Below are 12,157 nucleotides of genomic sequence, written 5' to 3'. Positions count from 1 at the left end.
CCGCGTCCGCGTGGGCGCTCGCGGGCCTTCAGTCCAGCCCGGCGAGCCGGAGCAGCAGGGACTTCACATCGGTGGCCGCGACGCGGCCGGTGACAGCGCGGGGGGTGGAGCACAGAATGAGCGGTCCGGAATCGGGATCCTCACTCGTCGGGAGGCGGCCGTGGCTGCCGCGAATAGGTGACGGGTCCAGGGGCACCACCGCCATGCGGTAGCGCATGCCGAGCTTCTTGCGTGCGAGCGCTCCCGCTGCCTTCAGCCGGACGTAGGGGTCCTCGGGGTCCATGAACAGTTCGACCGGGTCGTAGCCGGGTTTGCGATGGATCTCGACGAGCTGCGCGAAGTCGGGCGCGCGGGCGTCGTCGAGCCAGTAGTAGTACGTGAACCAGGCGTCGGCTTCGGCGACGGCGACCAGCTCCCCCGAGCGGGGATGGTCCAGGTGGTGGGCCTTCTTCCCCTCATCGTCGAGGAGTTGGTCGATGCCGGCCAGGCCGTCGAGGGTCGCGCGGGTGGCCTCCAGGTCCTCCGGACGCCGCACGTACACGTGGGCGATCTGGTGGTCCGCGACGGCGAAGGCCCGGGAGGCCATCGGGTCGAGGTACTCCATGCCGTCCTGGGTGTGCACGTCCAGGAGTCCGGCGCGGCGCAGCGCGCGGTTGATGTCGACGGGGCGGCTCACCCGTGTGATGCCGTACTCGGACAGGGCGACGACGGTCCGGCCCTCGGCCTTCGCGTCGGCGAGGAGCGGGGCGATCACCGCGTCCAGGTCGGCGGCGGCCCGGTGGGCACGCGGGTCGTCGGGGCCGAACCGCTGTAGGTCGTAGTCGAGGTGAGGGAGGTAGCACAGGGCCAGGTCGGGTCGGCGGCTGTCGAGGATGTGGCGGGTGGCGTCCGCGATCCACCGGCTGGAGACGATGTCCGCGCCGGGGCCCCAGAAGTGGAAGAGGGGGAACGTGCCGAACTTCTCGGTGAGTTCGTCGTGCAGGGCCGGGGGCCGGGTGTAGCAGTCGGGTTCCTTGCGGCCGTCGGCGTAGTACACGGGGCGGGGGGTGACGGTGATGTCGGTGTCGGCGCCCATGGCGTACCACCAGCAGATGTTGGCGACGGTGTAGCCGGGGTGGGCGCGGCGGGCGGCGTCCCACAGCTTGTCGCCCGCGACGAGGCCGTTGTGCTGGCGCCACAGCAGGACGTCGCCGAGCTCGCGGAAGTACCAGCCGTTGCCGACGATGCCGTGCTCGGCGGGGGTGGTGCCGGTGAGGAACGTCGATTGGGCGGCGCAAGTGACGGCGGGCAGGACGGTGCCGAGGGGCGCTCGGGAGCCGGATTCACCGAGGTCCGCGAGGTGTGGCATATGGGCGAGCAGCTGGGGGGTGAGGCCGACGACGTCGAGGACGAGGAGCGGGTTCGGCCGTCCTGGAACGGGAGGTGTCATGGCAGTTCCTTCAGGCCGAGGTCCGTCAGGAGGTCACGGGCGAGGGTGAGTTCGGCGGCGATGCCGTCGACGAGCTGGGGGCGGGCGCGCGGGCGCAGCTCGGGCGGGAGGGCCTGCCAGGTGTAGGTCTCGACCTCGAGGTGGCGGGTGCGCGGGTGCGGTCCGCCGACGAGCAGGGCGAGGGCGTCCTTGAGGACGGAGAGCGTGGAGGTGAGCGGCGGCGCGGGAGCCGCGTGCAGTGGGACGTGGAAGTGGGCGCGCCAGGGCGCCGTGTCGGGCAGGGCGTCGGGGGCGAGGGCCTCGCCGAGGTCGTCGGTACCGCGCAGGACGGTGCCCGGGGTTCCCGCCGTGGCCGGGCGGGCGGAGCCGCGCGGCACGGTGCGGGTCTGGTGCAGGAAGCGGGGCTCGTCGAAGGCGGCGAGGGCCTCGCGTACTTCGGGGAGGTGGGGGTGTTCGGCGTGCAGGGCGGCGGAGAGCTGGGTTTTGACGACAGGGATGCCCGCGGCGGCGAGGGTGTCGAGGGCGGTGTGCGGGTCTTCGAAGGAGGTGGCGAGGTGACAGGTGTCGACGCAGACGCCGATGCGGTGGTGGCCGACCTCGGTGAGGGGTTCGATGGCGTCGCCGGTGGTCTCCACGATGCAGCCGGGTTCGGGTTCGAGGCCGACGCGGATGGACCGCCCGGTGAGTTCGGCGAGGGCGTCGAGGCGCTGGGCGAGCGAGCCGAGGGCGGTGTGGGCGGCCTGGGCGCGGGCCGGGCCGAAGGCGGTGCGCCAGGCCAGCGGCAGGGTGGAGATGGTGCCCTCGGTGACGTCGTCGGGCAGCAGCTGGGCGAGGACGCGGGCCAGGGAGGTGGTGTGCTCCAGGCGCTCCGGGTCGGCCCAGTCCGGCTTGTAGACGCGGTATTTGACCTCGGCGGAGCCGAAGCCCTCATAGGGGAAGCCGTTGAGGGTGACCACTTCCAGGCCGCGCCGGTCGAGTTCGGTGCGCAGCCCGCGCAGCGCGGCCGGGTCCGTGACGAGGGCGTGGGCGGCGTCCTTGGCGAGCCACAGCCCGATGCCGAGACGGTCGCGGCCGAGCCGCTTGCGGACGGGTTCGCAGTGGTCGCGGAGCTGGGCGAGGACGCCGTCGAGGGTCTCGGCGGGGTGGACGTTCGTGCAGTAGGCGAGGTGGACGGTGGAGCCGTCGGGGTGGCGGAAGCGCATGGCTCACGCCCCGCCGCGGAGGATGGAGTTGCCCTCGTGGGTGGCGTCGGTGTCCGCGACGTCCAGGGCGAGGCGGCCACTGAGCCCGTAGAAGGCGACGGGGTTGCGCCACAGCACGTGGTCGACCTCGTCCTCGGTGAACCCGGCGTCGAGCATCGCGTCGCCGACCTTGCGGGTCTTGAGGGGGTCGCTCCTGCCCCAGTCGGCCGCCGAGTTCACGAGGACGTGCTCCGGGCCGTACTGACGCAGGACCGCGACCATCCGCTCCTCGTCCATCTTGGTGTCGGGATAGATGGAGAAGCCGAGCCAGCAGCCCGCGTCCTTGGCTTCCTTGACGGTGGTCTCGTTGAGGTGGTCGATCAGGACCCGGTCCAGGGGCAGCGCGGACTCCGCGACGACGTCCAGGGTGCGGCGCAGTCCCGCGAGTTTGTCGCGGTGCGGGGTGTGCACGAGCGCGGGCAGCTCGTGGTCGGCGGCGAGCTGCAATTGCGCCGCGAGGGCGGTGTCCTCGGCGGGTGTCATGGAGTCGTAGCCGATCTCGCCGACGGCGACGACGTTGTCCTTCACCAGATACCGGGGCAGCAGGTCGAGGACGGGGGTGCAGCGCGCGTCGTTCGCCTCCTTGGGGTTGAGCGCGATCGTGCAGTGATGGGCTATGCCGTATTGGGCAGCGCGGAAGGGCTCCCAGCCGAGGAGGGAGTCGAAGTAGTCGGCGAAGGAGGCGGGCGAGGTGCGGGGCTGCCCCAGCCAGAAGGCCGGCTCGACGATCGCGCGCACCCCCGCTGCGTGCATGGCCTGGTAGTCGTCGGTGGTGCGGGAGCTCATGTGGATGTGGGGGTCGAAGATGCGCATCAGGACTCCTGCTCCTCGCCGGTCGGGGTCGAAGGGGCCGTGACGGTCACGGAAGCCACCGGGTCCGGGAGGTCCGAAGGGTCCGGCGGGGCGGCCAGGGCCAGAACGCGACGCAGATCGCCGGGGACGGGGCGGCCGGCGGCGGTGCGCTCGTCCGCGTAGTCGGCGAGCATCCGGGCCAGTTCGGCGTCGGCGTGGGCCCGGCGCTCCAGGTCGGCGACGGCGTCCACGGGCACACCGGTGAACAGGCACTTGAGGACGGCGTGCCGCCAGGCGTGCGAGGGGAGGTGAGCGGCGGCGTAGGGGCCGAGGGCGGCGGCGAGGAGGCGGGTGTCGTTGGTGCGCAGGGCGTCGTCGACCAGCGGCAGCGCGTCGGGGCCCGACACCAGGAGGGGCAGCGAGCTCAGGACGGCGCGGCGTTCGGCGGCGGTGCCCTGGTCGTAGAGGCGGGTCAGGGTGTCGGTGTCGGCGCGGGCGGCATGGAGCAGCAGCAGACGGGCGGCGTCGGCGTGCTCGGGTCCGCACCGGCGACCGGCCTCGGCGAACCGCAGCTCCCACGTGGGATGGGCGGCCCGGTCGTCGGCAGTGGGGTTCGCGGTGGCTTCGGCGACGGCCTGGTCGAGCCAGGCACGGGCGGCGCCACCGAGGGTGGCGTCGAGGCGGGAGCGGAGGTCGGCGACGGCGGGCGTGTCGGTCACGGGGTTCCTCCTCGGGGTGAGGCCTCGCGGGGCGGCGGCGGGACGGTGACAGGACCGGAGGGAGCACGAGGGGAGGTGAGGGTGCCGCAGGTGTCGGGCTGTGGCCGGGCGACGGCGGCGGCCCGGCGGAGGAAGTCCAGTGACTGGGCCGCGAGTTGCGGTCCGGCATGGGAGTGGCGGGGCAGCTCGACGACGGTCAGGCCTTGGTAGCCGGTGTCGGCGAGGGCGCGCAGCACGGGCGGGAAGTCGATCTCGCCGTGGCCGAAGGGGAGGTGTTCGTGGATGCCTCGGCGCATGTCCTCGATCTGGACGTGCCGCAGCCACGGGGCGGCGGCGCGGACGCAGTCGGCGGGTGACTGCGGTTCGAGGCACTGGCAGTGGCCGATGTCGAGGGTCAGGCCCAGGAGTTCGGGGTCGTCGAGGAGGTGACGGAGGTGGTGGAAGTCGGCGAGGGTGGCGAGGAGATGGCCGGGCTCGGGTTCGACGGCCAGCGGCAGGCGGGCCTTGGACGCGGCGTCCAGGACGGGCAGGAGTGCGTCGGTGAGCCGCGACCAGGCGGTGTTCACGGGGGTGCCGTCCGGTGTGATGCCGCTGAAGCAGTGCACGGCGTGGGCGCCGAGGTCCGTGGCGACCTGCACGGCGCGGACGAGGAGGCGGACCCGCTCGGCACGGCCCTGCGGATCGGGGTCCAGCAGGGAGGGCCCGTGCTTGCGGCGCGGGTCGAGCACATAGCGGGCGCCCGTCTCCACCGTGGCCGTCAGCCCCAGCCGGTCCAGGCGCCGGGCCACCTTCCGGGTGCGGGCGGCCAGGTCGGGGGCGAGGGGGTCGAGGTGCATGTGGTCGAGCGTGAGGCCGACACCGGAGTAGCCGAGGTCGGCGAGGAGGCCGAGGGCGTCGTCGAGACGGAGGTCGGTGAGGCCGTTGGTGCCATAGCCGAAGCGGAGGTGCGCGGGGGCGCCGTCAGCGGGGAGCCCTGCGGTCGGGTCCTCCTGGGAGGCCGGGGCTTCTGTGCGGGGGCCGTCGAGGTGCGAGGCTCCCCGCGCGGGTGGGCGTTCGCCCGGGGCGGTCATGTGACGCTCACCCGGCGGGCGAAGCGGCGGGCCGCCGGGGCCAGGCTCGCTGCGACGAGGGCGCTGCCGAGGGCACCGGACCGCGCGGCGAGCGCGGCCTGCAGCGGGATGAGGGCACGGATGCCGCCACCGACGGCGCGTTGGGTCAAGGGGGGTGAGGGGTTCAGGGCCGCGTGGAGGAAGGGCCGACCGGCGGTCGCGGTGTAGGCCAGGGCGAGTGCGGTCCGGGTGAAGGCACCGGTGTCCTCGCCCTGGCGGGCCGGGCGGGCCGGTCGAGTGGAGCCCGGCAGGCCGAGCCTGACTGCTGGCCGTCGGCCTGCCGGGAGCGAAGGAGGACCGTCCGCCGTCTGCGGGAGCGAAGGAGGACCGCCTGCCGTCTGCGGGAGCGATGGAGGGCCGCCTGCCGTCTGCGGGAGTGAAGGAGAGCCGTGCACCGCCCGCCGGTGCGAAGGAGGGCCGCTCGCTGCCCGCCGGGGCCGGGCCACTGCGTGGGCCAGCGCGAGGGTCGTGGCGAGAGCGCCCAACGGGGCTGTGGTGGAGCCACCCTGGGTCTCATGACGGGAGACGGAGGTGACGGCGAGGGTGTGCGCGCCGAGGGCCAGGGCGGCGGGCAGCGCGGAGCTCACCCGGCCCGCGCTCTCGCGGAGGGCCTGTCCCGCGCGGGCCACCCGGAGAGGCCGACCTGGGCCACCTCCCGAGAGAGCCCTGCCAGGGCTGTCTCCCCTGGCTGCCCCGGCGGACCCCGCGGCCTTGACTGGTCGGGCAGCCCCCGCAGTCCCGGTAGCCGTGGCCGTCCTCGTAACCGTGGCCGTCCTCGCGCGCCCGATTGTCCCGGCGGCCCTCGCGGCCCCAGCGACCCCGGCTGGCCCGGCAGCTCTCCGCCCCCACCCCGCCCCCACGCGCCCCGCGCCCGGCACCGAAGCCGTCGCCGTCGCCGTCGCGCCCAGGAGGAGGTCCAAGGCTCGGGCCGTGGCCATGGTGGTGGGGCCTGCCTTGGTGTGCTTGAGGGTCAGGTCGTAGGCCCAGACGGTGCCGGCCAGGGCGGTGGCCACGGTCAGGGCGGGGCGGCCCGCTCGGGCGGCCAGGGCCAGGCCCGCGGCGGTCAGGGCGGCGGCGGCCGTGAGGGCGGCGGTGGGGTGGACGCGGCCGGAGGGGATGGGGCGGTGCGGGCGGTCCACGGCGTCCTCGGCGCGGTCGGCCCAGTCGTTGAGGGCCATGCCCGCCTCGTAGAGGCAGAGGGAGGAGGTGAGGGCGAGGGCGGTGCCCCGGCCGGGGCGCAGGCCGGTGGCGGCGGCGCCTGCCAGGGCGTCACCGGGAACGGTGAACAGGGCGGGAAGCCGCAGGAGTTCGGCCCAGGCGCGGGCGTGGGCGCGGAGGGAGGGCACGGTTACTCACCCCGTCCCTGCAGGCGGGAGGCGAAGGCGGTGAGCGCGGCGTACTGGTCCCCGAGGGCCGCTGGCGCACCGGGGTCAGGGTCCTTGAAGTAGAAGGCGAGTTCGGGGCGGGGGCCGGTGAGGCCGTGGGCGTCGGCGGCGGAGAGGAGGCGGGCCAGATCGAGGATCAAGGGGGCGGCGAGGGCGGAGTCGCAGCCCTGCCAGGTGGTCTGGAGGATCATGCGGGTGCCGAGGAAGCCGTCGAAGGCGATGTGGTCCCAGGCGGTCTTCCAGTCGCCGAGGGCGGGGACGTCGTCGATGTGGACCTCGCCCTGGGGAACGGCGCCGAGGGTGTCGGCGAGGACGCGCTCCTTGCCCGCGTTCTTGGCGGCGGCAGCGTCCGGGTCGGCGAGGGCGGCGCCGTCGCCGCCGCCGAGGAGGTTCGTGCCGGACCAGGCGCGGACGGCCAGGGCCCGCTGGGCGAACATCGGGCCGAGCACGGAGCGAAGGAGGGTCTGGCCCGTCTTGCCGTCGCGGCCCGCGTACGGGAGTCCGCTGGACGCGGCTAGGTCGGCGAGGGCCGGGTGGTGCAGACCGATGGAGGGGGTGAAGTTCACATAGGGGCAGCCCGCGCGGAGGGCCGCTGTCGCGTAGAGGGAGCTGGCCGGAAGGCGGCGGCCCGGGGGTGACCCCACGCCGGGAGGCATTTCGGTGGGCCCGACGCACGCAGTGACCTCGGCAGACCTGGAGGACCCGGAGGCCCCTGTGGCCTCGACGGCCCCCGCGGCCCCCGCGGCCCCTGCGGCCCCTGCGGCCTCGGCAGTCCCGGCAGACCCCGTGGCCTCGGGAGGCCGGGGCAGCCCGGCGCACCCGGCGGCCTCGGCGGGCCCGACGGCCCGCATGGCCTCGGCAGACCGGGCTGGCACGGCTGACCCGGTCGCCCCGAGGGGCCCGCTCCGTACGGCAGCCCTGGCGGGCCCCGCCCCCGTCGTCGCGGCGGGCCCGGGTGTCGCCGTGAGCCGGGTCGGTTCCGTGGAGGCCACGTTGATGACGACCGCGCGGGCGAGGCCGTGGCGGTGGAGGAAGTCGGAGATTTCGGAGGTGAAGGCAGTGATGAGTTCCTCGTCGGTGCGGGTGTCGCCGGGCAGGGGGCCGCCGGTGCGGATCTCGGCGTCGGCGGCGACGAGTTCGGCGCGGATCGCCGTGGGCAGGCCGTGCGGCAGGACGCCCTGGGCGGCCAGCTGTTCGGCGCGTTTGGGCAGGGGGCACTCCACGGTGTCGTGGCCGCCGAAGACGAGGGAGGACAGGGCGGGCAGCCCGGCGCGGGCGAAGGCCGGGGTCTCCGTGACCATGCCGGTCGGTGGGTGCAGTCCTGCCGATATCGCCGCGCAGCCCGCGACGGCCGTGGTCGCGACGGACCCCCGGGCGCCGATCAGCCACACCCCCGTGGGCTCCTCGGTAGCGGTAGTGGACACGGCTGCCTCCTGTCTCGGCACGCGGTCGGTGCGCATGCGCTCAGTCATCACACGTGCCTCACGAGGAGGCAAGACGGCGACAAGACGTTGGGACGGTGGGCGGAGGTCCGGCGTCCTCCGCCCACCGCCGTCTATCGGGCGCCCGCTCCCCCGGCCTCGGGGGCGGTGGCGGACGCGGCGGGAGCGCGGACCGCGGCCAGGTCCTTCACGCGGATGTCGCGGAAGGCGACCTGGTCGTCGGCACCGTGGTTCTGGATGCCGATGTGGCCGTCGCGCAGGCTGCGGGCGGGGTCGGTGTTGGTGTAGTCGTTGATCAGGGTGCCGTTGAGCCGGATCCGCAGGCGTTCGCCCTCGACGCGGAGTTCGTAGGTGTTCCACTGGCCCGGCGGGTTCAGGGCGCGGTCGCGGGCGGCCAGGTCGGCGGACTGGAAGCCGTACACCGACCCGGTGGTCCTCTCCGGGGCGTCGGTGGCGTCGATCTGGATCTCGTAGCCGTTGTTGACGGCCGACCACGGGTCGTCGGAGGGCGGGAAGCCCACGAAGACACCGGAGTTGTCGTCCTTGTCGGACCCGGTCATCTTCCAGTCGAGCTTGAGGGAGTAGGAGGCGAAGGAGCGGTGGGCGTACCAGAGGAGGCCCATGCCGCCGACGGAGGTGAGGGTGCCGTCGTCGGCCAGGGCGAAGGACCCGGGCCCGGCCTGTTTCCAGCGGGTGAGGGAGGCGGCGGTGCCGTCGAACAGGGAGGTGTAGCCCTGCTCGGGGCGGCAGTCGGCCCGAGCTGCGCCCGTGGCGTACTGGATGCCGCCGAGGAGGTGGCGGCGGAAGGCGGGGTCGGCGTAGGACTGCTTGGTGTGGCCGCCGCCGGTGTAGAAGGAGCGCCCGGCGCCGCCGTCGACGGAGCTCTGGCACCAGGCGATGGGGTGGTCGCCGCCCATCGAGCCGCCGCTGTACGAGGACTCGTCGAGGGAGGCCAGGACCCGGGCCCGAGTGCGGGGATTGGAGCGGTAGTTGTACCACTCGTCGGTGCGGTCCCAGCCGGCGCCGAGGTGGGCCGTCGCCGGGTGGGCGTGGTCCTCGACCTTGATCTTCGCGGGCTGGACGGCCGGGTGCGACTGGAAGTGGGCCCCGACGAGGGCACCGTAGAACGGCCAGTCGTACTCGGTGTCGGCGGCCGCGTGGACACCGGCGTAGCCGCCGCCCGCGCGGACGTAGCGTTCGAAGGCGGTCTGCTGGGCGGAGTTGAGGACGTCGCCGGTGGTGGAGAGCCAGACGACGGCGTCGTAGCGGGACAGGTTCTTGAGGGTGAAGGCGCGGGCGTCGTCCGTCGCGTCGACGGAGAAGCCGTGGGCGGCGCCCAGGCCCCGGACGGCGGCGATGCCGTCCGGGATCGAGTCGTGGCGGAAACCGGCGGTCTTGGAGAAGACCAGGACCCGTTCGCCGTCCTTGCCGCCCGTGCGCCCGCCGTCGTCGGGGTCCGGCCGGGACTGTGCGGGACCCGAGACGCACCCGATCAGCAGGATGGCGGCCGCCGTGGCGACGACGAGCCGCGCGCGTGCGCGCATCGCGGTGCCTCCCTCTCAGCTCGTGGTGAAGGTGAAGTCGTCGACGTCGTACAGGGCGCCCGTGCCCGCGCCCTTGAAGACCAGATAGAGCGTGGTCGTCCCCGCGGGCGCGCCCGTGATGGCCGTGCTGACGTCGGTGTACGTCTCCCACGACCCGGTCGGGTCGACCTTGGCGCTGCCGAGCAGCGTGCCGTCGGCCGCGCCCGCGCGGATCTCCAGGGTGCCGCCGGAGCCCGCGGAGGCGACGCGTGCCGTCAGCTTCGTGGCGTTGCCCACCTGGTAGGGCTTGAAGGAGATCCAGTCGCCGTTGTGGATGTCACCGACCGTCTTGCCGCCGTGGGCGGGGGTGTGGCTGATGACGCTCACGCCCTGGGAGTCGCCGTAGTGCTCGGCCTGGCGGTGCCGGGTCTGGGTGACGTTCTGGTCGTGGGTGGTCAGCGGGGGCTGGCCGCCCGCGCCCTTGTCGGTGTACTCGGCGTCGAAGACGCCGAAGATGTTCGCGTTCGGGTCGTGCTCGCTGTCGGCGGACGTCTGGAGGGTGCCTTCGCAGCCGCCCGCGGAGGTGACCGGGTGGCCGTGGCTGTCGTGGCCGAGGATGTGAGTGACCTTGACCTTGGAGCAGTCGACGGCCCCGTTCGCGCTGTCTTCGGGGTCGGTCACGGTCACCTTGAAGGGCACCTTGTCGCCGAAGGTGAACAGCTGGCCGTCGCCGGGGAGTTCCAGCTTCACGGTGGGCGCGGTGTTGCCGACGGTGACGTGCGCGCTCGCGGTGCCGGTGCGGCCGCCGGGGTCCTTGGCGGTGACGGTCGCGGTGTAGACGCCGTTCTTGTCGTACGTGTGCGAGGGGTTCTGCTCGGTGGACGTGCCGCCGTCGCCGAAGTCCCACGCGTAGGTGAGCGCGTCACCGTCGGCGTCCGTGGCCCTGGCCGTGAACTGGGTCTTCAGCGGGGCCTGGCCGCTGGTCACCGTGGCCGAGGCCTCGACGACCGGCGAATGGCCGCCGGTGGCGTTCTCGATGCGGTACAGGGCGGAGTTGTGGTCTCCGTTGAAGTAGCCGGTGCCGTAGTCGAGGACGTACAGCGCCCCGTCCGGGCCGAACTCCATGTCCATCACTTGGGTGCCCTTCCAGGGGAAGGCGTTGATGGACCTCACGGCGCCGTCCGCGTCCTGGTCGATGCGCTTGATCCAGCGCCGGCCGAACTCACCCGCGAAGTAGTTCCCGTCGTAGGCCTGGGGGAACTTCACCGGCGATGCGAGGTTCGCGTCGTAGCGGTAGACCGGGCCGCCCATCGGCGACTCCGAGCCGGTGCCGAACTCCGGGACCGAACCGCCGTCGTACGGGATCCACGCGGGCTGTGCGGGCGGCAGCTGGGTCAGCCCCGTGTTGCGCGGCGAGGTGTTGCGCGGGGCGGCGCAGTCGAAGGCCGCGCCGGAGGCGCCGGTGGCGAAGTCGTAGTCGACGTACGCGTCGTTCTTGCCGGTGCAGTACGGCCAGCCGTAGTTGCCGGGCTTCGTCACGCGGGTGAACTCGACCTGTCCGGCCGGGCCGCGCTTCGGGTCGGCCTTGCCCGCGTCGGGGCCGTAGTCGCCGAGGTAGACGATGCCGGTGGGCTTGTCGACGCTCATCCGGAAGGGGTTGCGGAAGCCCATCGCGTAGATCTCGGGGCGGGTCTTCGCGGTGCCCTTGGCGAAGAGGTTGCCGCGGGGGACGGCGTACGAGCCGTCGTTCCTGACCTTGATGCGGAGGATCTTGCCGCGCAGGTCGTTGGTGTTGGCGGCGGTGCGCTGGGCGTCGTACGCGGGGTTGCGGCTCGCGCGCTCGTCGATGGGGGTGTAGCCGTCGGAGGCGAAGGGGTTGGAGTCGTCGCCGGTCGAGAGGTAGAGGTTGCCCTGCCGGTCGAAGTCGATGTCGCCGCCGACGTGGCAGCAGATGCCGCGGCTCGCGGGGACGTCGATGACCTTCTTCTCCCCGGCCAGGTCCAGGGTGCCGTCGGGCTTGAGCACGAAGCGGGACAGCCGGTTCACGCCGTCGAACTTCTTGAAGTCCGCCGCGGTGCCGTCGTTGGGCGCGTCGCCCGCGGGGGTGCTCAGGGGCGGGGCGTAGTAGAGGTAGACCGCCCTGTTCTTGCGGAAGTTCGGGTCGATGGCGACGCCCTGCAGGCCTTCCTCGTCGTGCGAGTACACCGGTATCTTCCCGGCGGTCTTCGTCTCTCCCCTGGCGTCCGTCAGGCGCACCGTGCCGTCGCGGGAGGTGTGCAGGACCGAGCGGTCGGGGAGCACGGCGAGGGTCATGGGCTCGCCCATCTCCGGCTCGCCCTTGGCGAGGGTGACCTGCTGGAAGTCCTCCGCGCGCGGTGGCGACGGCGCTTGGGCCGTGCTGTGGGGGGCGGCGACGGTGAGGGTTGCGGCGGTGAGGAGGGTGCCGGTGAGCAGGGCGAGGGCCTTGCGGGGGGTGGGGCGCGGTCTGTGCACGGGGTCCTCCGGTCGGGGGCCGTG

General features: G+C 73.5%; 9 protein-coding genes. All 9 read right to left on the bottom strand.

What is annotated here, in order from left to right; translation table 11 throughout:
• Window positions 1-28: 28 nt before the first annotated feature.
• The 9 genes from MQV74_RS32775 to MQV74_RS32735 all read right to left on the bottom strand — a co-directional run bounded on the left by MQV74_RS32775 (window position 29) and on the right by MQV74_RS32735 (window position 12,133).
• Entirely contained in the window at window positions 29-1,429 is a 1,401-nt protein-coding gene (locus tag MQV74_RS32775; RefSeq protein WP_242726122.1) for a nucleotide pyrophosphatase/phosphodiesterase family protein, read from the bottom strand.
• The gene (eboE, locus tag MQV74_RS32770) at window positions 1,426-2,631 is read right to left on the bottom strand and encodes a metabolite traffic protein EboE (protein ID WP_242726120.1); all 1,206 of its coding nucleotides are present in this window, start codon (window positions 2,629-2,631) and stop codon (window positions 1,426-1,428) included. The genes MQV74_RS32775 and eboE overlap by 4 nt, the downstream gene beginning before the upstream one ends.
• A 3-nt stretch (window positions 2,632-2,634) precedes the next feature.
• Window positions 2,635-3,483: a TatD family hydrolase gene (locus MQV74_RS32765; protein WP_242726118.1), complete on the bottom strand. Its 849-nt coding sequence runs from the start codon at window positions 3,481-3,483 to the stop codon at window positions 2,635-2,637.
• Entirely contained in the window at window positions 3,483-4,181 is a 699-nt protein-coding gene (locus tag MQV74_RS32760; protein ID WP_242726116.1) for an EboA domain-containing protein, read from the bottom strand. The genes MQV74_RS32765 and MQV74_RS32760 overlap by 1 nt, the downstream gene beginning before the upstream one ends.
• Window positions 4,178-5,251, bottom strand: coding sequence for a sugar phosphate isomerase/epimerase family protein (locus tag MQV74_RS32755; protein WP_242726114.1), 1,074 nt, complete (start codon window positions 5,249-5,251; stop codon window positions 4,178-4,180). The genes MQV74_RS32760 and MQV74_RS32755 overlap by 4 nt, the downstream gene beginning before the upstream one ends.
• Window positions 5,248-6,636, bottom strand: a complete 1,389-nt coding sequence (locus tag MQV74_RS32750; protein WP_242726112.1) for a UbiA family prenyltransferase — start codon at window positions 6,634-6,636, stop codon at window positions 5,248-5,250. The genes MQV74_RS32755 and MQV74_RS32750 overlap by 4 nt, the downstream gene beginning before the upstream one ends.
• A gap of 2 nt (window positions 6,637-6,638) precedes the next feature.
• Window positions 6,639-8,099: an inositol-3-phosphate synthase gene (locus MQV74_RS32745; protein WP_242726110.1), complete on the bottom strand. Its 1,461-nt coding sequence runs from the start codon at window positions 8,097-8,099 to the stop codon at window positions 6,639-6,641.
• A 131-nt stretch (window positions 8,100-8,230) separates the two neighbouring features.
• Window positions 8,231-9,661 carry a ThuA domain-containing protein gene (locus tag MQV74_RS32740; RefSeq protein WP_242726108.1) on the bottom strand — a complete coding sequence of 477 codons (1,431 nt, stop codon included), beginning with the start codon at window positions 9,659-9,661 and terminating at the stop codon, window positions 8,231-8,233.
• A gap of 15 nt (window positions 9,662-9,676) precedes the next feature.
• On the bottom strand, window positions 9,677-12,133 hold the full coding sequence (locus MQV74_RS32735) for a PQQ-dependent sugar dehydrogenase (RefSeq protein WP_242726106.1): 2,457 nt from the start codon (window positions 12,131-12,133) through the stop codon (window positions 9,677-9,679).
• Window positions 12,134-12,157 lie beyond the last annotated feature (24 nt).

The sequence above is a fragment of the Streptomyces sp. AN091965 genome (assembly GCF_022698285.1).
Classification (GTDB): domain Bacteria; phylum Actinomycetota; class Actinomycetes; order Streptomycetales; family Streptomycetaceae; genus Streptomyces.
Note: the sequence above shows the minus strand (reverse complement) of the source record. Positions and strands in the feature narration are given on the sequence as shown.